Origin of the sequence: Brucella pituitosa (assembly GCF_003049685.1) — a bacterium.
Classification (GTDB): Bacteria; Pseudomonadota; Alphaproteobacteria; order Rhizobiales; family Rhizobiaceae; genus Brucella; species Brucella pituitosa.
The window spans coordinates 1247876-1269371 of record NZ_PYSY02000002.1 but is presented as its reverse complement, the minus strand read 5'-3'; the positions used below and the strand labels follow the sequence as shown (position 1 = coordinate 1269371).

Below are 21496 nucleotides of genomic sequence, written 5' to 3'. Positions count from 1 at the left end.
ATGTGCCGTATTTCATCCCGTCAGGTCGATTGATAGCTTTCGATCAAGAACAAAAACGTTTCCACTTTTGAGAGACATGTTCCGGCTTGAATAACGGCTCTGGCAGTTAGGGTGGCTACGCCAGCGCCGCAAATAGAATGATTATGCGGAGGGCAATCCGAGGCGCACGGCATAGGCTGTCAGTTCAACACTGCTATGTAGGTTGAGTTTACGCATAAGGTTTTCGCGGTGCTTGCGGGCGGTGAAAACACTTATCCCAAGCCGATCTGCAATTTCTTTTGTTTTAGCGCCTTGCGGGATGAGCGCCAGAAATTGCAGCTCTCGTCTGGTGAGGGGAACGGGGGACAGGATACCGATATTGGGTTCCGGCTCATGACCGTTCGGTCGATTGAGTGCGGTGGCTTGACGTGCGGCACCGCCACTGTTTCCGTTCTGAAGATTGGTAACCGTAGTCAGCAGTTCACTCGGATCGCCATCTTTGGTGAGATAGGCATCGGCACCTGAGGCAAGCGCTGCCCTGATGGACCGAGACTCGCTGTTAGCCGACAGAATGACGATCTTCAGTTTCGGATAAGTAGTCCGCAATTGCTCAATAAACTGGAAACTATGAAACCCCGGCATTCCAAGATCAAGCAAGACCATATCGCAAGGTGTTTGCATCAGAACAGCCAATAATGAAGAACAATCTCCGACTTCTCCAACCACAACTGTTTCGCTTATAGTCGAAAGAAGCAGTTTAAGTCCTTCGCGGACGATACTGTGATCGTCAGCCAAGATAATCCGGTAATTTACCCTCATCGAAAAGATGCCCCTCAAAACCACAAGCGAATACAGGATAGCATTATGGTCGCATTAGCGCTCTCTGAAAAAGACGAAAAATCTGCGAGCGTTAATCCTGCCGATGAAGCGCGCATCAGGCAAGCGCTCGTCAATATCCTTTACAATCATTCGGCCGGGGTGCTGCTGACCAATATCTTCGTACCGATCCCCTCGCTTCTGATCTTCTGGGGCAAAGTCCCCAATGCATGGCTCATTGCATGGTGCCTTTCGGTTTATCTGCTGACAATTACCCGTGTCATTGTCACACGCGCCTTTTTTCGCCGTCCCAAAACGTCGGGCTCCTATTCAAAATGGGCATGGACCGCTGCCGGATTTTCCTGGTTATCAGGCATGAACTGGGGCTTGCTGGGATTGATCGGCTTCATGTCGAACGAGCCGCATCTGCTGGCCTTTGCGATGATCGTCATGACAGGGCTGACATGCGGGTCAGTTCCCACCTCGTCTGCATTTCTGCCGGTCCTTGTCGGTTCGCTGTTTACCACAGTGCTGCCGAGCACAATCTATTGCCTTCTGGCGGAAGGCGAAGTCTACAATGCCTATCTTTTCCTCGTCGCCTGCCTTGTCATCATCAACCTGCATCACGGTCGTGTAACCCACCGGGATCTGGCTGAAACGATCCGGTTACGGTTTGAAAACGAGACGCTTGTCGATCAGCTCAAGAGCGAGCGAGACAGAGTGGCGGCGGCAGATCGTGCCAAAACACGCTTTCTGGCAGCAGCCAGCCATGATTTACGCCAGCCCGTCCATGCGCTCGGCCTTTTCAATTCGACACTGGCGGCACTTGCGAGCAGAGGAAATGTCAACGCAACAGATGCCGGCAACATTGCCGGAAAGATCAAAAAAGTCGTCGCCAATCTCAGCTATCTGCTCAATGCGCTGCTCGATGTTTCGCGTCTCGACGCGCAGATCGTAACGCCCAACCGGGATGTCATTTCAATCGACGACCTGTTCGACAACCTTCGCAACGAGTTCGCAGGCCTTGCTGAAAGTAAGGGCCTGGAATGGAGGATGGTGAAATGCGCCTATCATACAGACAGCGATCCGATGATGCTGCGGCAGATATTGGCCAATCTGATCACCAACGCCGTTCGCTATACCGAAAGCGGGCGGATTCTTTTCGGGTGTCGCCGCAGAGGCGATAGTATCGAGATACAGATATTTGATACCGGCGTGGGAATTTCGGCAAACCAACAGGTCACGGTTTTCGAAGAGTTCGTGCAGCTTCACAATCCTGAGCGGGATCGCGACAAGGGCTTAGGTCTTGGCTTGTCCATCGTGAAACGAACAGCAGAGCTGCTCGGTCATCCGGTTCGACTGGTGTCACAGCCGGGCAAGGGATCAATGTTTTCGGTCATGGTTCCGCTCGTCGCCGACCAGCGCCGATCTGAAAAAACTGTACAGACCCTGCCTCAAACCGGCGGAAACATATTCATCGTCGATGATGAAAGCACCGTATTGGATGCCCTGTCCGGTCTCGTGGATGTTTGGGGATATCGGGCCTATGCAGGACGCAATGCGGATGAAACATTTATCGCCTGGCAAACTGACGAGGCCGCCATACACTCGCCCGCGGATCTCATTATCGTTGACTATCGCCTTGAAGGCGAGATGACCGGAACAGAAGCAGCCAGCAAATTGTTCAGGCATCTTGGGCGTAAGCTGCCAGTGATTATCCTCACCGGCGACACATCACCCGAACGGCTGCGCGAAGCCTCCGCAAGCGGATATATGCTGCTTCACAAACCCATCGATCCAAGTGAGCTGCTGCAGGCTATCCAAAAGCCGTCGCAGACCCCGATCCTGACCGCTGAAAGAAAAATTCCAAACCCGGCTTGAAACTGAAATCTCGCTTACTAACTGTTGGAGAGTGGACCGGGCCCCTCTGGCGGTTTTTTCAAACCGTGATGTCGGACCACTTCGAGCGCGCTCGAGGTCAGCCCGGAAATTCCCAGCCGACCTTGTGATATTTTGAACAGAGGTCGGATATGGAACTCTTTACATCACTTTTTATGGGAACACCGGTCTGGATGTGGCTGGTGTTTATCGGCATTGTTCTGGCTTTGCTGGTGCTTGATCTTGGCGTCTTCAACAAGGAAGACCATGAGATCGGAATCGCTGAAAGCCTGAAAATGTCGGCTTTCTACATCACACTCGGACTGGCTTTTTCCGGCTTCGTCTGGTGGCAGTTAAGCGGCGAGGCGACGGCGCAGTATCTTACCGCCTTCGTGGTCGAAAAGACGCTGGCGCTCGACAATATCTTTGTCATCGCGCTGATTTTCAGCTTCTTCGCTATCCCGCGCAAATATCAGCACCGCGTCCTTTTCTGGGGCATTCTCGGTGTCATCGTTCTGCGTGGCATCATGATCGGCCTTGGCGCCACAATCGTCGCTAACTATCACTGGGTTCTCTATCTCTTCGCGGTGTTCCTCATCATCACCGGCATCAAGATGCTGTTTTCACGTGAAGATGACGAGCCGGATATGAGCCGCAATCCGCTGCTGCGCTTTGCCCGCAAACACATGCGCGTTACGGATGAGTTGCACGGCAATGCCTTCTTCGTTCGATTAAAAGACAGCTCGACCGGCAAGATGGTACGTTTCGCAACGCCGTTGTTTCTGGCGCTCATCATGATCGAAGTTGCCGACTTGATCTTTGCGGTCGACTCTGTCCCGGCAGTGTTCACCATCACCACTGATCCCTTCATCGTTTATACGTCGAATATCTTCGCAATTCTTGGTCTCAGAGCGCTGTTCTTTGCGTTATCGGCCATCCTGCATCGCTTCGCCTATCTTAAATATGCGCTGTCGATCCTGCTGATCTTCATCGGCTCGAAGATGTTCATTGCGGATCTTATGGGTTGGGAAAAGTTCCCACCTGCCTGGTCGCTGGGCATTACCTTCGCAATCCTTGGCACAGGCGTCATCGTCTCGCTTGTGAAAACCAGGGATGCGGAAAAGCCGGTGAGCCATTATCAGTCGTAAAGAATTTGCCCGGACCTCTGCGGTCCGGGCATTCTTCATGAAATCAATAGATTATCTCTACACCTGCTCTCTCCAGCGCGGCATAGACCGCACTCGGCGGTGGCTGATCTGTAATGACAAGATCGATGCCAGAGGTTGGCAGGATAGAAAACTTGTCCGAGCGTTGCAGAGCTGTATGGCTGGCGAGGACGACAAATTTTCTCGTCTGACGCCGCACAACCTGCGCCAATTGCAAATGGCGATCTGAAGGCCCCAACAGACCACGCTCCACATCAAAGCCGCTTGCGCCCATAAAGGCGATATCAAAAACGCGACGTGAGATAATCTCCATAGCTTCAAAGCCGAACGAAGCGCGGGAATGCTTGTCGAACTGCCCGCCACAAAGCGTGAGGTCCGTCTGACCACCCATAGCGAGAACGATCATGATATCGACCATCAAAGAAGTAGCGATGATTGGCGGTTCATGACGTGCTTCCCAAGCCGTCGCCAATGCGGTGGAACCGCCGCTGAAAAACACCGACATTCCCGGTTTAAGCATTCCATGAGCAAGCCGCGCGATGCGCTCTTTGGCTTCGCGGTCTGCCCCGATACGCAGGTCGATATGCGGCAGCCCTTTCGCCGTTACCGCTCGTGCGCCGCCATGGACGCGCATCGCCTGCCCCTTTTCCTCCAGCGAAGCGAGATCACGCCTTATCGTTTCTTCTGAAACCGAAAACATATCGGCCAGTTCTGCGCAGGTTGCGTCACCAAGTCTGATGAGACAATCACGAATCCGGTCCTGCCGGTCCGAGGGGCGGATAGGTCGTTGTGCCATTCTGTGGCCCTGTCATTGTTGCGCTGCGACTGGCCTACAGGGCTTATCTCACAGGAATACGACAAAGTTTCACGCAAATGGTCATTAAACGGTCAGTTATCGCAAAATCCGGACGAAACCCACAATTCGCATGTCATTCATGCCCGATAGTTTGTGCCCAAATCGGACACAGGAGTGACGGACATGGTAGAACTTTCAAGGCGCAGTTTTCTGACGGCCTCCGCTGCATTGGCAGCCACAAGTACCTTTGGCATTTCTTCGGCTTTTTCCGCCGATGCCAAAATTGAAATCTCCAGCATCTGGGGGCCAGACAAACCGTTTCAGAAAGTCGTTGATGCTTTCAATGCGCTGAAGACCGGCGTTACCGTCACCAACCGTTTCGATGGTGATTACGAAACAGCGACTGCCAAGGCACTCGCCGGTATCGCGGCGGGCAAGCCGCCAGCAATCATGGTGACAGGCTGGAAGTTCGGATATTTCGCACGCCGCACCCTTGGCGCACGCGATCTCAACGAAATCGATGCAGCAAAGGCGAAGGCCATCATCGCGAACTTCGTTCCATCGCTGATGCCGCTGGTCACCATCGACGACGCCGTGATCGGCCTGCCATGGGCAATGTCCACGCCAATCACTTTCATCAACAGCGCTCTTTGGGCGGAAGCCGGTCTTGATCCAAACCTTCCAGAATATCCGGATACCGACTGGCTCTACAACGCTGCGCGCACGCTTGATGAAAAGCTCAAGGGCAAACACGCGACCTATCGGTCGGCGCTGGCTCTTTCCAACAATGAATGGACCAGCCAGTCCTTCATCCAGAATGCAGGCGGATACATCATCGACCCTTCAGGCAAGCTTGCGCTCAACAGCGACGAGGCCGCAAAAGGCATGGAGCTTTTCTGCCAGCCAGCCCATCAGGGCCTCTGGACACCCGTCAGCGGCAAAGAACAGGATGCCGCTTTTGAAGCTGGCGCGCTTGCGATCTGCACCACAAGCTCGACACGCGCTGCCAGCTTCCCGTTTGGCAATGCCAAAGCGATCACCGCTCGCTTCCCTGGCATTCCGGGCCATGCCCGCAACATGAACAGCGGCGGAAATTTCCTCGCTGTTTATGCAAAAAATGACGAACAGGCCAAGGCTTCGCTTGCGTTCCTCGAATTCTGCGCCTCGCCTGAAGGACAGAAGATCTGGTCGGAAGTTGGCTATCTCAACACTTCCGTTCACGATATTCCGCTCATCAACGACTTCATGAAACCCGCTGCGGGTCAGCTTACCGATGGTTTGACCGCCGAAACCATCTGGCCGGGCAAGCGCGGTCTTGAAGGCCAGAACATCTGGCGCAAATGGGTTTCCCGAATGCTGACGAAAGAGACAGATATCAAAACCGGCCTCAAATCGGCTCACGACGAACTTGCAACCGTGCTGGTGGATGCCTGACGCGAAATGTCGAAACCTCTGTTTACAAAACTGGCCCCGTGGATATTCGCGGGGCCAGCCGTCCTTTCCGTGATTGTTTTCCTTTATGGCCCGATTGTAGCCTCGGCGGTTCTGTCGGTTGTCGACTGGAACCTGCTTTCAACCGATGTCAGCTTCGTTGGGCTCGACAATTATAAAAGCATATTTGCCGATGCCGATTTCCGGCTCGCGGCCTGGAACACGGTGCTTTACTGCATCATTCTGGTTCCAGCACAGATCATTCTGCCGCTCATCATCGCGGTGATGATCCATGCTGTGCAGGACTCTAAACTCGAACGCTTCTATCGCGGGGCTTTCTTCCTGCCGACCATATTGGCCTATTCGGTCGCTGGCGTGACCTGGTCGTGGTTGCTCAATCCCGTCAACGGGCTTTTCAATGAAGTTCTCGTCTGGTTTGGTTTGCCGACATCAATGTGGCACATGGACCCCGATCTTGCGCTTCTGTCTGTTTCGGTCGTCACCTTCTGGAAGAGCTTTGGCCTCAACATGCTTTTGTGGATCGCAGCCCTTGCCAATGTTCCGCAATCCTTGCGCGAGGCATCGCGGCTGGATGGCGCTGGCGCATGGCGGCGCTTCTTCACCATTGAGCTGCCGCTGATTACCCCGACCGCGTTTTTCATTTCGGTCACAACGGTATTTTCGGTGCTCGACGATATTGTGGGCGTTGTTGACGTTCTAACGGGTGGCGGACCAGCGGGCCGAAGCTCCAATCTTCTCTACTTCCTCTGGCAACAGGGCTTGCAGTTCTTCCAATTCGGCAGAGCAAGTGCCGTCGCCATGGTCATCATTGTTGCGGTTCTTCTCATCACATGGGCGCAGTTCCGCTTCGGCGAAAAGCGGGTGCATTACCAATGACCGCCAATTCTTTCAGCGCCACGCTGCAGCGTGGCACCCTTCACATTCTTCTCATCGTCCTGTCACTTATCACGCTGTTTCCATTGCTGTGGATGGTGACATCTGCCTTCACACCAAACGAACTGATTGCGCAAAAAGCGCTGCGGTTTTGGCCCGAAGAGATCACCCTGTCGAATTTCCAGCTTGCGGCGGATCGTTATCCGATCTGGTTGTGGTTGTTTAATTCCGTCATCACCTCGGGTGCCATCACACTGGGCAAGCTCATCATCAGTCTTCCAGCAGGCTATGCCTTTGCCCGAATGGAATTTCGCGGCAAACATTTCCTGTTCTGGGTGGTGATTGCCACCATGTCCTTTCCGACGGTTCTCGCAATCATTCCCACCTATATCGCGGTGGTGAAGATACAGGCCTTCGATACCTATTGGGCCATGATCATCCCTTCGATCCCCTATATCGGCTTTTACGTCTTCTATTTCAGACAGTCGTTCCGCTCGCTTCCTGACGAAATGTTTGAAGCAGCGCGCATCGATGGTTGCGGTATCTGGAAGCAGTTCAAGGATGTGGCCATACCCAACGTGCTGCCAGCCATTGCCGCTCTTTCCGTGATTTCTTTCATGGGCGCGTGGAACATCTATCTTTGGGGGCAACTCGTCCTCGAAGACACCGGCCGAAAGACACTCACCACGGGTATTGCCATGTTTGCTGATGTGGACGGCGCTGAAACCCCATGGGGACCACTGATGGCGACCAGCCTTCTCTCCGTATTGCCCGTACTCGGCATGTTTCTTCTGGCGCAACGTTACATCGTTGAAGCATTCTCTGCTGGCACAGGAGAGAAATAATGGCGCGTGTTCTGGTAATCGCACATCTCAACCATGATCGGATCTGGGAGCTGGACGGGCCGCTGAAGTCCGGCTCACGCATTTCGTGGGGAAAGCGTGAGACACGGCTCGGCGGTGGTGGCTATTTCACCGGTTCACCATTTCTGGCACTGGGACATGAGGTGGCGCTGGTAAGTTCGCTTGGCAATGACGCGCTCGGTGAAACAGCCCGCGATGAGCTCTCAGAACTCGGCTTCGACATGCAGCATGTACTGACACGCGATAGCGGCACTCATATCACGGATATTTTGCTTGAGCCTTCAGGCGAACGCACGATTTTAACACCGAGCCAGGGGCCGATGCGATTGTTTCGGCTTGATGGCGATGTCAAAGCCGATGCTGCCTATATCAATTGCTTCAACCCAGATGCGACGATCCTTAAAGCGCTCGATTCAATAGGTTTGGTGGCGTCTCAGTTTCCCTTATCTGAGACCTCCGTGCCGCGACCAGCGGATCTCATGATCGGCTCAAAAGGCGATTTTCCGGAATTGGATGACAATGCGCTCTGGCACAAAGCACAGCATTTCTGCGGTTCCCGCCTGAAGCATCTCGTGATGACCGACGGTGCGCGCGCCATCACCATTCATGATGGCGAGCAAATAAGGAATGTCACCCCCATGAAACGCGCGGTTGTTAAAAACACGATCGGCGCGGGCGATCATTTCAGCGCCAATCTCGTATCCGCGCTGCTTGCGGGAGCAGCGATTGAAGATGCTGCGCGCAATGCCAGCAAAGCAACCGCCGATTGGCTGGAACAGCGGGATCGGGAAAGTATTAAGCGCTTAAGCCCCGCGTTGGAAACTCGAATTTGAAGATGCAAAGCGCGTGACATTTTGCTTTGCGGAAATGGAGAAAAATGGCCGGTATCATCATGAAGGACCTCAAGAAGGTCTATGCTGGTGGAGTGGAAGCCGTAAAAGGTGTTTCCATCGATATCCGTGCAGGTGAATTCATCGTTCTGGTCGGGCCGTCAGGCTGCGGAAAATCAACGCTGCTGCGTATGGTCGCTGGTCTTGAAGACATTTCAGGTGGTGAAGTCAGCATCGGCGGGCGCACCGTCAACGACGTTGAACCTGCTGATCGCGACATCGCAATGGTGTTCCAGAACTATGCGCTTTACCCGCATATGAGCGTTTATAACAATATGGCCTATGGCTTGCGTAACCGCAAAACGCCAAAAGCCGAAATCGAGGCGCGGGTTGCAGAAGTAGCACGTATGCTTGAAATCGAGCCCTATCTTGATCGCAAGCCGAAAGCTCTGTCTGGTGGTCAGCGCCAGCGCGTTGCCATGGGGCGCGCAATCGTGCGCAAGCCTTCCGTCTTCCTTTTTGACGAACCACTATCCAATCTCGATGCCAAATTGCGCGTTACCATGCGCGGTGAAATCAAGCGATTGCAAAGGCGACTGGGCACGACCTCGCTCTATGTAACGCATGACCAGCTCGAAGCCATGACCCTCGCGCATCGTCTTGTCGTGTTGAACAAGGGCAGTATCGAGCAGATCGGAACCCCGCTTGAGGTTTATCACAATCCGGCCTCGACTTTTGTTGCGAGCTTTATCGGCTCACCAGCCATGAACCTGCTCAACGCCCGGCTCGACGGCAACCGTCTGATGATCGATGACGCGACCTTACAGCTTTCAGACAGCATTCCCTCATCCGGTCCGGTGACGGTCGGCATCCGGGCGGAAGATCTTGTTCCGGCACAAGACCGTGTGAATGCACTTAGTTTTACGCTTGATCATGTTGAAGAACTTGGTGCCCAGCGGCTTGTACATGGCATGGTTGGTGAGCAGCGGATAACTGCAGCCTTTCCGCCTCACATCCCGATCAGCGATCATATGCAATTGACGGCAGCCACCGATAAGCTGCATTTTTTCAGCGCAGACACCGGCAAGCGGTTGGTTACAGCCCCAAGTCCGGTTGTTTCGCAGAAGACATCAGGCCTGTCGCTTGTCTGAGGTCAGATGTGCAAACAGGCTCCTTGCCAGAGGCGTTAACGTCGTCTCATCTCGCACACAGACTGCCAGTTGGCGTGTTGTCCAGCTGTCGGAGAGCTTGATGATCGCTATCGAAGAAGATCGCCGGAAGCGCCGCGCCGCCGTTTCCGGTATGATGGCAACGCCCACGCCCTCGCCCGCCATCTGGCAGATACCCTCAAAGGTCCGCAATCTGATACGCGTTTTAAGCCGCAGGCCGATTTTTAAAGCCTGTGCATCGATGTGATCCTGTAACGCGCCTGTACCAAGAGCGATAAAGTGCTGGTCGAGCAATTCGTCGAGCCGGACGCTGTTACGTAGGGCAAGCGGATGATCCCGCGCGCTGACCAGCACCAGCCGATCAATGGCAAAGGGTTGCAGATCTAATCCGCTGGTATCGACGGCATCGGACAGAATACCGATTTCAGCAAAACCTCCAGCGATACTTCTGACGATCTGAACGCTCTGGCGCTCTTTCAGGTCGATATCGGCCTGAGGGTTGCGTGCGAGCCAGGGAGCAAACCGCGCCGGAAGAAACTCCGTCATCGCAGCAGTGTTGGCCAGAACGCGGATTGTCCCGCGCAGACCTTTTGCATATTCGCCAAGCTCGCCCCGCATCTGCGCAATCTGATGCAGGATCGCACGCGCATGATGGACCAGCGCATTGCCAGCTTCGGTTGTCGTGACGCCGCGTCTTCCACGTTCCAGCAACATCACTTCGCTGAGTGTTTCCATATCCCGCAGCCTCTCACTGGCCGCCGCCAGAGAAAGGCCGACATCGGCGGCACCATGGGTGATACTGCCAGCATCTACCACAGCGAGAAACAAACGAAGGTCAGTCAGGTCAAAGCGCATAAGGCAAGACTATCGTATAATTAGGCTTCGGACCAGCCGAAGCCATGTTGCGGAACTTCCACATTGTTCCAGTGCCTGAGATGGTCCATGCAAAGCCATGTTCGATTTATCAACGACACTGATATTGACGATTGCGGCCACGTTCTTTGCTGCCGGTATTGTCAAAGGCATCACCGGCATGGGCTTGCCGACACTGGCAATGGGCGTGCTGGGCAGCCTCATCTCACCACTGGCAGCGGCAAGCCTGCTGCTGGTGCCGTCTTTCACGACCAATGTCTGGCAAATGATTGCCGGACCAAATTCGGTCGCGCTGGTCAGACGGTTATGGCCGATGATGCTCGCAATCATTGTCGGCACAATGCTCGGCGTTTCCTGGCTGACGAAGGGTGATACCACTATCACGACTGGTACATTGGGTGCCTGTCTCAGCCTCTATGCAGCCTTCACACTGCTGGCACATCCCTTCAAGGTTCCTCAGAAGCTTGAGAGCTGGTTGTCACCAGTCGTGGGCGCGATCACAGGCTTTATTGCGGGAGCGACTGGCGTGTTTGTGATTCCGGCAGTGCCTTATCTGCAAGCACTTGGACTTGAAAAAGACGAACTCGTTCAAGCGCTCGGCCTGTCCTTCACTGTGTCCACAATTGCTCTGGCTTTAGGGCTCGGGGTTCAAGGAGCGCTGGTTTTTGATCAACTCGCAATCTCCACCATGGCGATTGTTCCAGCACTCGCTGGAATGTGGGCCGGACAAATCATTCGCAGGAAAATCAGTCCCGTCATGTTCAGACGCGGTTTTCTGATCTGTCTGCTGCTGCTTGGTCTGGAAATGATGCTGCGGCCACTTTTTTAGATCACGCACGTAAAGCAGATGCCGGGCTCATGCGCAGCGTCATTAACGCCGGAACCAGCGAAACCACCGCCGCAACAGCGATAAAGCCTATCGCAAGCCAGATATCGCTCATCGCAAATTCCACAGGCATCCTGACCGCCGTTGTTGCGGTGAGCCATGATGTGATGGCGTGTGCGACCGCATAACCAATTGCCAGCCCGAGAAAGATTCCAAGCAGCAGCAGGAAAAACAGCTCGCCCCAGACAATCGCCATGATGGAGCGAACCGGCGCACCAAGCGCCCGCAGCGCACCGATCTGACGTTTGCGCGCGCCTATATGCATCACCGCAACCAACAACAAGGCGAAAACCACAATCACCTGCGTACCAATGGCGATACCAAGCAGCAGGCTGCGGGCATCACCCAATGTTGAGTAGAGCCTTGTGAGAACTTCTGCCGGGAAGATCGCCAACGTGCGATCAGAACGATATTCCTGTCGCAGTCGATAGGCATCTGCAATGGTCTTTGGCTTTACAAGAATAGCCGGAACACCGGGGGTATCGGCATCGAAAGTCTCGTCAAGCAGCGCGTTGACGTCGATTTCGTGATCATGCTCATGCGGCTTTTCATTGATAAGCACACCAAATCCATTACCCGGCTTTTCAGCATGGTCGTCATGCTCGTGCTCTTCATGAGCTTCCATGCCATGCAGCTGCCAGACAGTGCGAATGGGAACCAGAATGGACCGATCCCATGCAGTGCCGGTCGGAGCCATTTTGCCAGCTACATGATAGCTGACCTCGGTATGTGCATGTCCGCCGGTTTCAACCGTACCATGCATTGGATTGACTTTGGCACCCACTGGCAGATCAACTGCCGAACCGATAACCGCCTCGCCCAGACGTGCGAACATCGTGCCTTCGGCGAGCTGCGGTGACAGGGCGGAAATAAGCCCGGTTGTCGTGCCGACAATTGGAAAGCCCATCGCGCTGTCGCCAAAGCCTATGGGTGCTGCGAAGGCCACGCGCTTGTCATTGGCAAGTTTGCCCAGCATCGCACCCGACATCAGCGGCAGAGGCGATGGCTGCAAAAAGACCGACGAAAGTGTGAGCTGCGTGTCACTTCCTGCAGCACCGATCACAAGGTCAAACTTGTCAGATGCCCGCGCCGTGCCAAGCCGCACAGCCCTCTCCTGCAAAGTTACGACCGAACTTAATGCAACCGACAAAGCCAGCAGAACGATGATGGCGACGGCACCACTCCAGAAACGGCGCAGATCGGCAAGAATGAATGCGATCATGACAATTCCATCTCCGCGCTGTCGCTTGCAATTTTTCCGCCTTCAAGGCGAATGCGGCGCTGCAAATATTGCATCAGCTGCGGATCATGCGTGACGACAACCAATGTCGCCTTTTCTTCGGTCGCGAGCCGCACCAGGAGCTCGGCAACATCGGCACCGGTTTTCTGATCAAGACTTGCAGTCGGCTCATCGGCCACGATCACGCCGGGTTTAGAAAGAAGCGCACGCGCGATAGCAACGCGCTGCATCTCACCGCGCGACAGCGTTTCGATATGTTGATCGGGACGGGTTATTCCGACTGTTTGAAGCAATTGAAGAGCGCGTGCGCGATCATCAGCCTTCACCCCAAAACTCAGCTTGAGCGGCAATAGCACATTGGCGAGCGCCGAAAGGCCGGGAAACAGGTGAAAATCCTGCATCACCAGACCGATGTTGCGCGCACGAAACGCATCGCGCCTGAAGGAAGACAGGCTGCTGATTGCCGTTTCACCCCACACGACTTTCCCGGCTTTAACAGGTTCGAGACCCGTTATGGCATTGACCAGCGTGCTTTTACCCGAGCCGGATGCACCCGTAATTGCCAGATGACCACCAGCAATCAGGTCGAATTTTTCAATGGAAAGAACCGGCAACGCGAGACCCGGAAAGCGCACTTCCAGATTGGCAATATCGAGCGACAGGCCCGATGGCTTGGCAAGCATCATCATCAGACCGTTTTGAAAGAAGCATCACGCAGACGAAGCTGGCTGACAAAACCCGTTTCCGGGTCAGTCCATGAACCATATTCCAGCGTGCCGCGCGTGAGGATCGGCGCATTGAACTGCACAAATGTCTGTTTGGTAGCCAGATAAACAACCATAATATTATCCGGCCAATCGGAATCCGAGGAACAGAATGGGCAGATCGACATCGGAATTTCGGTCAGAACGAAGAAATTGGCTTCGGCCTTGAGTGGCGGCGCCATAAATCCGCTGATCGCCACTTCCTTGCCGGAAGCGCTTTTGACCTGATCGGAAAATTCCAGCCCCAGAACACCAAAGCTCTTATAGAGATTGTCGAAACCAAGCTGTTCTGCTGCCTGTGCTCTGTTTGCAATGCACATCAAGGGCGCTGCTGCCAATGCACCAAGCATGAGTTGCCTGCGATTGAAATGCTGTCCTGTGCGCATTTTATGCTCCTGATGGAAAAGTGGACAGGCGGGAAACCCGCCTGCCCTCATTCAAATGATGATTACTCAGTCTTTGCCTTGCCGAGCGCAAAAGCGTCAGCGAGTACGCGATAAACGTCGCTCTGTTCCATATAGCCGCGGAGACCTTCGGAACCCGGACCCATTGCCTGCAGAACAACGTCATCGACCGCGTGAACGCCGGTGTCATCTTCCTTAGGGATGTTGCCCTGAACGAAGACGGCACCCGGAACGTCCTTGTAAGCCTCATTGGCTACATATTCGCCCTTTTCGTTCTTAACGGCCGGTACGAAAGCGCCATCCATCTTTGGACGGAAGGTTTCGTAATGGTCCGGGCCGTTATTGGCGGCGAGGAACAGACGACGCGAAACATCGATGCGATCCGGATAACCGTCGCCATTGGTGTCTTCGTAATTCGGGAATCCGGCGGCATCATAGGTGCCAACCTTTTCGCGCATTTCATCGCCTGGCTTTTCATCATCGACTGTACCAATGATGGCAACGCCATGGGTATGATCACCAGTGACAATGATCAGTGTGTCCGGATTCTTCTCAGCAAATTCGCGTGCAACACCGACAGCCTTGTCGAACTCGATCGTTTCGACCAGCGCGCGATCCCAATCGAGCGGATGACTCATCTTATCGACCGATGCGCCTTCAACCATCAGGAAGAAGCCTTCCGGATTCTTGGAGAGCTTTTCGAGAGCCGTCCTGGTCATTTCAACCAGACCCGGCTGGTTCGGGAACTTGTCGACAGTGCCTTTCTTGAGGAACTCGCGATCAAGCGTCACGTCCATATTGCCGGTATGGAAAAGACCGAGCAGCTTGTCCTGATTGGACGTGCCTGATGAAGCAAGCTCGTCCTTGCTTGTGACCAGCGCGTAACCTGCATCCTTGAACAGCTGGATATAGTCCTTGTCGTCCTTGCGCTTGGAGCCCGGAACGTCTTTTGCAAGGAAGTAAGCGGAACCACCGCCCAAAAGAACATCCGGCTTCACATCATAGATCATGCCGACAATATCAGCCTTATCGGAACGCTTACGCGTATGGGAGACCAACGCTGCAGGTGTTGCATCCTGAAGCTCCGAGGTCGAGACGATACCGATCGACTTGCCGGTTTCGCGGCGCATTGCTTCGGCAATTGTTTCGACCTTCGGGTCGTCCTGGCTGTCAGGCGTGCGGTCGGCATAAACGCCGAGTGCATTCACGCGCGACTTATGACCGGTCATGTAAGCCGACATGGTGTTGGCGCTGTCGGTCGCAATCGAATGGGTCGAAGAGGTGCCGATGAAAGCAACTGGCGGGATGTCATCCATAGCAAGACGACCATTGGCCTTACCTTCGCTCATGCCCTTCGACATAATGCGCGCACCGGTGCGGTGGGCAACCGAAAGACCATCAGCAATCAGGAAGATGATGTTCTTGGCCTTAGCTTCATTACCGGTCGAGTAAACATCCCAGTTAACGGACTTTGTTTCATCGCCAGCAGAGACTTCAACCTTGTAATCGCCGGCCTTACCGATTTTCAGACCGCGCAGAATAAGGGCGGAACCCAGAACCTTGTCTTCAGCGCCTTTTTCTTCAGCAGTGAATTCGGCCTTGCTGCCAAATACAGCTTCGTAGTCCTGGCCATTGACGGTAACTTTCACGTCCTCTGGCTTGACGACCTTATCGAACTCAACCTTGAAATCGAATGGCGAGTTGACAAGGATTGTCGCCCGGTCAATCGGATAGACGGTTGCAGCACCGGCTGCCGTCGTCAACATAGTTGCAGAGGCGAGAGCAAGAAGCAGTTTGCGCATATCAGAAATCCCCACTGTGTAATGCGTGCGAGGCTCAAATAAGAAAATTAGATGACACTGGTATAACAGCCAGCTGTTTTATTCGTAAATTTTAGTTTGCCGGCTATTTTGATCGCTCGACAATTTTAAGCGTGCGTTTCATGCTGAAGTTTCATGCCTCCTTTCATGTCCGTGTAAAAAACGTCGGCTATTTGTCTGCGGATCAATCAGACAGGTGACATTATGATACGCAACACGCTCTCAATCATTCCTTTGGCTGCACTTCCGTTCGGCACAGCGATGCCTGTCTTTGCACAAGACCAGACCCCTGCTCTGATTGGTGAGTTTGTTCTGCCGACCGGGCTGAAACTCAATGGCATTGAATTTGGCGGCATTTCCGGCCTTGATTATGATCCGGCCCAGAATGTCTATTATGCGATTTCCGATGACCGGTCGGAGAAGGCTCCTGCCCGATTCTATAAGCTCAAGCTCGAGATTGATGGAGCTGGCATTCACGGACTGGATATTCTGGAAACGAATACCCTGCTTGATCCAGAGGGAAAGCCTTTCGCAATCAAGGATGTCGATGCGGAAAGCATCCGCTTTAATCCGGCGAGCCAGACGCTTTACTGGTCCAGCGAAGGCGATCGCACAGGAAAGCCGTCTGTCCGTGAAATGAAACTCGACGGCACTTTTGTTCGCGAGTTCAAACTGCCGGAAGCCTATCTGCCGGATGAAAATAAAACACGCGGCACCCGAAACAACCTGGCTTTTGAAAGTCTCGCCATCACAGCTGACGGCAAGACGCTTCTGGCTGGCACAGAAAATACGCTTGCTCAGGATGGTGACATTGCCACACTCGAACAGGGCAGCAAGTCGCGTATTATCTCGTTCGATATTGCGACAGGTGAGGCAACCGCCGAGCATGTCTATGAAACCGATCCCATTTTTGCAAAGGCAACGCTTCCACCTTTCTGGAACGATAATGGATTGAGCGAACTTGTAACGGACGGCCCGAACCTTCTCACCGTGGAACGAAGCTATGCACACGGTGTGGGAAACCGCATCAGCATCTATCGCGCATCCTTCGACGGGGCGAGTGATGTCAACGGCAAATCATCGCTTGAGGGGATCGCAGTCACACCGTTGAAGAAAGAACTCTTGCTGCGTCTCGATGAAGGTACGTTCGGTCTCGATATCGACAATATCGAATCCATCACTTGGGGCCCGGAAGTCGATGGTGCCAAAACGCTGGTGATTGCATCCGACAATAATTTCAATGCCGGTCAGTTCACGCAGTTCGTGGCAATCAGACTTCCATAGGACCTGTCATCAAACCTTTATCGTGATGATAATCACGCGTCACAGGGCACCTTTAAGGACCATTGCGTTTGTTTCCGCAATTTGAGGGGTTCCCTATGCGCCTTGGCTATCTTCTTGCTTCCATTGCAACAATTGCTATGACATCTTCGGCAATGGCTGAAGAGACATTTACCGCAAAACTGGCAGGTCACGCTTATCTGCCAGCTCTGACTCTGATTACACCGCCTGCAGATGCTCCCCGTGATGCATGGGTTTCCGGCAAGTTCACCGGCAAGACCCGCAACGACAAGCCGATGACCGTCATGGGTGATGTCGGCAAGGCCTATGGCAGCCACACCACCGGCATCTCCTTCCCCTTCATCGGCCAGCCTGTGCAGGGCATGTCGGGCTTTGCGATGAACCGTGCAGCCGATGGCAGCATCTTCACCCTGACCGACAATGGTTTCGGTACCAAGGCAAACAGTCCCGACGCGCTTTTGTTCTTCCATCGCATGAAGCCAGATTTCGAAACCGGCAAGGTTGAGCGCGTGGAATCGGTATTCCTGCGCGACCCCGATAAGAAGGTGCCATTCCGCATCGCTTATGAAGGCACCGATGGTCGTTACCTGACGGGTGCCGATTTCGATCCGGAAAGCATTCAGTATCTCAATGACGAAATCTGGATCGGTGACGAGTTCGGCCCATACATCATTCGCGCTGGTCTCGATGGCCGTGTGAAAGCCGTCTACCCAACCATGCTCGATGGCAAGCAGTTGATGGGTCCGGATACACCGGGCATCGTGGTGCCTGCGGTTGCCGGCAAGGATTATCGCGTTCAGCGTTCAGGCGGTTATGAAGGCATGGCGCTACAGCCAAAGACCAATCAGCTCTGGGCCATGCTCGAAAAGCCGCTTTCTGACGAGAACGGCAAGCCGGAAGGCGATTTCCTGCGTGTGATTACTTTCGACACCGACAAGGGTGAATGGACCGGCAACAGCTACCGCTTCCGCCTCGCTGAAGGTGCGACTGCTATCGGCGACTTCAACTTCATCGACGACACCCGTGCGCTGGTCATCGAGCGTGACAATGGTGAAGGCGATCCGAGCCTTGAGTGCAAGACCGATGACCTTTCGGCCTGCTATCCGTTGCCAGCCAAGGTCAAGAACATCGTTCTCGTCGATACATCCAAGATCGATGCAGACGGCTATATTCACCGCATCGGCCATATCAATCTGATGGACATTCAGGACCCGGACAACAAAGCGATCCTGAAAACCGCAGCAGCACGCGACCTCAAGGGAAAATTCACCTTCCCGTTCTTTACCATTGAAGACGTGATGCGCGTTGACGATACGCATATCCTGATCGCCAACGACAACAACCTGCCATTCTCAGGTGGTCGTCAGATCGGCGAAGCTGCGAACAACGAGTTTATCCTGCTCGAAGTCGCAGATTTTCTGAACGCCAAATAATCGCGCCGAATTGATCCTACTTTAAAATCGCTGACGGGCACTGCATCTTGCAGTGCCCGCTTGCGCATTCTGCGAAATGAAGACATTGCTCAAGCGCATAGCCGATGGACCGCAAAGAGCAGAGAAGCAGAATGAGCGTGAGAGAGATCGTCAAGTATCCGGATGCAGGTTTGAAGGCGATTGCCGCGCCCGTCACGGTTTTTGATGAAGATCTGCGCATTCTCGCGCAGGACCTGCTCGATACGGTGCGTGCCGCTCCCGGCATCGGTATCACTGCCCCGCATATTGGTGTTCCGACACGCGTGGTGGTCCTCGAACTTTCTGGCCCCGTCAGTGCCAGGACCTACATCAATCCCGAAATCATCTGGGCTTCCGATGAGAAAATCCGCCATCAGGAAGGCAGCGTGTCCATGCCGGGTGTCGTGGATGATGTTGAAAGACATGCCCGCATCCATATCCGCTATCAGGACATGGACGGCAATGAGCAGACGGAAGAATCCGACGGTTTGCTCGCGGTCTGTCATCAACATGAGATCGACCAGCTTAACGGCATTTTCTGGATACAGCGTCTGTCAAAGCTCAAGCGCGACCGGCTCATCAAACGCTATCAGAAACTCGGAAAGTAAGCGTTCGGGAATCGCGCAACCAGCGCCCAACGAGGCTTTCGATGATCGTTACGCCTCCGCAACGGATCAACGTGCCATAACACTATGTTCTTGAAAAAGAACAATCTATCGCGCGTTATTCAACTTAAATGAGATTTTTGTTTAGCCACTTGGACAAGTAACAGGGAGGCTTATTTTCCCAGAATCAGCGTGAGGAAGTTCCTGAAATGGCTCGGCTTCACTGATAGGCACTATAGGACGATTTGGTTAAGAATGTCTACGTCTAACATGCTTAACTTCACACTCCGCCTTCATCCTTACAAACGCTGGCTCTCCATCTTCGTATAATAACTGCCCGCCCATTGAACGCTTTTCAGGAAACGGCTCAAAGCTTTACGCAGTTACACATATCCCTTCACGGCGCAGCCAATCAGTGCGCATTCTGTAAAGTGTGGGGTACTTTTGGAACCCAACCGCGCATTAGAATATAGCGTTGGAGTGTCCATCCAGTTCAATCAGACGGAGATGCGCTCTAAACTGATTGGCAATATTCCTGTTTTGCGTTGCCGTCAGCACAATCTAATGAAGCTCTGTTCAACACGATCACTGATTGCGGGAAATTGCGGCGTTCTTATTGAGCGACACCCAAACAAGAAGCTTCTGCTTGCCCCTTCACAAGAAGCGGCACATTAAGAACGACACCTTCGAGCAGATTGTCCGCTACATGCGACCGATCGGATTCTCCAACTGTCTTAGCAGCACATTTCCAATAATCCGGTGACCAGCGCACACCATTGCTTATTTGAGCTGCTTTACTGACTATGAGATAGAAGACCGATTCTCCCACAAGTATTGTCCCTCGCAGTGCCGATCCTGCTTGAATGCAGGAGAGAATCTCATAATTTGAAACGACAGCTTTGAATAGACTGCCGTCTATTATCCTTAATTCTCTTTATATTCAGCTAGATAGGGTGTTTTCGATTCCAATGGACATAGATTCCAGACCGGCCCGCCAGCGATGCTAACTGTTTGTTAATATACGCCCCTTGCGGCAAAATAAGAATCGGACATAATGACGGTATTTAGACGGTATTAGTTCCAGTGCCGTCACTAGGGATCCCAAGTCTATGAATATCGCAAATAAAGCAGAGCAAGTGTCGTTTGACGACATGATATTGACGCAAGGGCGAGAGATCTCGCGCAAGCTCAATCTGCTGCGTCATGAGAACTTCCCGCCGGATGCGCGCAAAAACCTGCGCCAGTTTTCCATGGCAGAAGCGGCTTACTTCCTTGGTGTCTCTCCGAGCAATCTCAAGAAGCTTCATCTGGAAGGCAAAGGCGTCGAGCCGATCATCCTTTCCGGCGGACGCCGTGCTTATACAATTGAACAGCTTCAGGAACTCCGTCATTGGCTTGATCAGAACGGTCGTGCCGAAGTGAAACGTTATGTTCCGCATCGTCGTGGCAATGATAAATTGCAGGTCATCGGTGTTGTGAACTTCAAGGGTGGCTCCGGCAAAACGACGACCGCTGCGCATTTGGCGCAGCATCTGGCGCTGACCGGCCATCGCGTACTTGCCATCGATCTCGATCCGCAGGCGTCCCTTTCAGCGCTCCACGGCATTCAGCCAGAGCTTGATGAGTTCCCATCGCTCTACGAAGCGGTTCGCTATGACGAGCAGCGCAAATCCATCCGCGAAGTCATTCGCAAGACCAATTTCCCGGGTCTCGATATTATCCCCGCGATGCTCGAGTTGCAGGAATATGAATACGACACCCCGCTTGCAATGCAGAACGGCGGCGAAGGCAAAACCTTCTGGAATCGTATTGCGTCTGCACTCGCTGAAGTGGATGCGGAATATGATGTGGTCGTCATCGATTGCCCGCCGCAGCTTGGTTATCTGACACTGACCGCTCTTTCAGCGGCAACCTCAGTTCTCATTACCGTTCATCCGCAGATGCTCGATCTTATGTCGATGTCGCAGTTCCTGCTGATGCTGGGTGATATTCTCAAGACCGTTCGTCAAGCCGGTGGTGCGGTACAGCTCGATTGGTTCCGCTATCTGATCACCCGCTATGAGCCGACCGATATGCCGCAGGCGCAGATGGTTGGTTTCATGCAGAGCATGCTGGCGTCCCACATGCTTAAGCATCAGATGCTCAAATCGACTGCGGTGTCGGATGCGGGTCTTACAAAACAGACACTCTATGAAGTTGAACGTTCTTCCATGAACCGCGGAACTTATGATCGCGCTATGGAGGCTCTTGAGGGCGTTAATTCGGAAATTCGCGGGCTTATTCATGAAGCCTGGGGTCGTTAGACGGCAGTCTAATTCGGAAAATATGA

At 53.5% G+C, this 21496-nt stretch carries 19 protein-coding genes; 12 read left to right on the top strand and 7 right to left on the bottom strand.

Annotated features, from left to right (window positions below):
• Positions 1-141: 141 nt before the first annotated feature.
• Positions 142-774: a response regulator gene (locus tag C9380_RS18240; RefSeq protein ID WP_244430427.1), complete on the bottom strand. Its 633-nt coding sequence runs from the start codon at positions 772-774 to the stop codon at positions 142-144.
• Positions 775-843: 69 nt separating this feature from the next.
• Between C9380_RS18240 and C9380_RS18235 the strand changes: the two genes are divergently transcribed.
• The gene (locus C9380_RS18235; RefSeq protein ID WP_128094224.1) at positions 844-2676 is read left to right on the top strand and encodes an ATP-binding response regulator; all 1833 of its coding nucleotides are present in this window, start codon (positions 844-846) and stop codon (positions 2674-2676) included.
• A 149-nt stretch (positions 2677-2825) separates the two neighbouring features.
• Positions 2826-3821, top strand: a complete 996-nt coding sequence (locus C9380_RS18230; protein ID WP_024895635.1) for a TerC family protein — start codon at positions 2826-2828, stop codon at positions 3819-3821.
• 43 nt (positions 3822-3864) lie between these two features.
• On the opposite strand, the gene C9380_RS18225 is transcribed toward C9380_RS18230, so the two are convergent.
• Entirely contained in the window at positions 3865-4635 is a 771-nt protein-coding gene (locus tag C9380_RS18225; RefSeq protein WP_128094223.1) for a DeoR/GlpR family DNA-binding transcription regulator, read from the bottom strand.
• 183 nt (positions 4636-4818) lie between these two features.
• Between C9380_RS18225 and C9380_RS18220 the strand changes: the two genes are divergently transcribed.
• The 5 genes from C9380_RS18220 to C9380_RS18200 are packed head-to-tail and all read left to right on the top strand — an operon-like array spanning position 4819 to position 9804.
• A complete protein-coding gene (locus C9380_RS18220) occupies positions 4819-6069 on the top strand; it encodes an extracellular solute-binding protein (RefSeq protein ID WP_128094222.1) in 1251 nt (416 codons plus the stop codon).
• Between the two features lie 6 nt (positions 6070-6075).
• Positions 6076-6963, top strand: coding sequence for a carbohydrate ABC transporter permease (locus C9380_RS18215; RefSeq protein WP_105706561.1), 888 nt, complete (start codon positions 6076-6078; stop codon positions 6961-6963).
• The gene (locus C9380_RS18210; protein WP_105534855.1) at positions 6960-7805 is read left to right on the top strand and encodes a carbohydrate ABC transporter permease; all 846 of its coding nucleotides are present in this window, start codon (positions 6960-6962) and stop codon (positions 7803-7805) included. Before C9380_RS18215 ends, C9380_RS18210 begins: the two co-directional genes overlap by 4 nt.
• Positions 7805-8656, top strand: coding sequence for a PfkB family carbohydrate kinase (locus C9380_RS18205; RefSeq protein ID WP_128094221.1), 852 nt, complete (start codon positions 7805-7807; stop codon positions 8654-8656). The genes C9380_RS18210 and C9380_RS18205 overlap by 1 nt, the downstream gene beginning before the upstream one ends.
• 44 nt (positions 8657-8700) lie before the next feature.
• Positions 8701-9804: a sn-glycerol-3-phosphate import ATP-binding protein UgpC gene (locus C9380_RS18200; protein ID WP_128094220.1), complete on the top strand. Its 1104-nt coding sequence runs from the start codon at positions 8701-8703 to the stop codon at positions 9802-9804.
• On the opposite strand, the gene C9380_RS18195 is transcribed toward C9380_RS18200, so the two are convergent.
• Entirely contained in the window at positions 9784-10677 is an 894-nt protein-coding gene (locus tag C9380_RS18195; RefSeq protein WP_128094219.1) for a LysR family transcriptional regulator, read from the bottom strand. The genes C9380_RS18200 and C9380_RS18195 overlap by 21 nt on opposite strands.
• 97 nt (positions 10678-10774) lie before the next feature.
• On the opposite strand from C9380_RS18195, the gene C9380_RS18190 reads away from it, so the two are divergent.
• Positions 10775-11524 carry a sulfite exporter TauE/SafE family protein gene (locus C9380_RS18190; RefSeq protein WP_128094218.1) on the top strand — a complete coding sequence of 250 codons (750 nt, stop codon included), beginning with the start codon at positions 10775-10777 and terminating at the stop codon, positions 11522-11524.
• 1 nt (position 11525) lies between these two features.
• Here the strand turns inward: C9380_RS18190 and C9380_RS18185 are convergent, their stop codons facing one another.
• From C9380_RS18185 to C9380_RS18170, 4 genes are all read right to left on the bottom strand, one after another.
• On the bottom strand, positions 11526-12803 hold the full coding sequence (locus tag C9380_RS18185) for an ABC transporter permease (RefSeq protein WP_128094217.1): 1278 nt from the start codon (positions 12801-12803) through the stop codon (positions 11526-11528).
• Entirely contained in the window at positions 12800-13510 is a 711-nt protein-coding gene (locus C9380_RS18180; protein WP_128094216.1) for an ABC transporter ATP-binding protein, read from the bottom strand. Before C9380_RS18180 ends, C9380_RS18185 begins: the two co-directional genes overlap by 4 nt.
• Positions 13510-13971 (bottom strand): hypothetical protein, encoded by a 462-nt coding sequence (locus C9380_RS18175; protein ID WP_100557596.1) that lies wholly within the window; start codon positions 13969-13971, stop codon positions 13510-13512. Before C9380_RS18175 ends, C9380_RS18180 begins: the two co-directional genes overlap by 1 nt.
• A 62-nt stretch (positions 13972-14033) precedes the next feature.
• Entirely contained in the window at positions 14034-15791 is a 1758-nt protein-coding gene (locus tag C9380_RS18170) for an alkaline phosphatase (protein ID WP_128094215.1), read from the bottom strand.
• Between the two features lie 222 nt (positions 15792-16013).
• Here C9380_RS18170 and C9380_RS18165 point away from each other — a divergent pair, with 222 nt between their 5' ends.
• The 4 genes from C9380_RS18165 to repA all read left to right on the top strand — a co-directional run bounded on the left by C9380_RS18165 (position 16014) and on the right by repA (position 21470).
• Positions 16014-17093: an esterase-like activity of phytase family protein gene (locus tag C9380_RS18165; RefSeq protein WP_247877588.1), complete on the top strand. Its 1080-nt coding sequence runs from the start codon at positions 16014-16016 to the stop codon at positions 17091-17093.
• 95 nt (positions 17094-17188) lie between these two features.
• Positions 17189-18544, top strand: coding sequence for an esterase-like activity of phytase family protein (locus C9380_RS18160; protein WP_128094214.1), 1356 nt, complete (start codon positions 17189-17191; stop codon positions 18542-18544).
• Between the two features lie 131 nt (positions 18545-18675).
• On the top strand, positions 18676-19170 hold the full coding sequence (locus C9380_RS18155) for a peptide deformylase (RefSeq protein ID WP_128094213.1): 495 nt from the start codon (positions 18676-18678) through the stop codon (positions 19168-19170).
• A gap of 1106 nt (positions 19171-20276) precedes the next feature.
• Complete coding sequence (gene repA, locus C9380_RS18150; protein ID WP_128094212.1) at positions 20277-21470, top strand: plasmid partitioning protein RepA; 1194 nt, start codon at positions 20277-20279, stop codon at positions 21468-21470.
• Positions 21471-21496 lie beyond the last annotated feature (26 nt).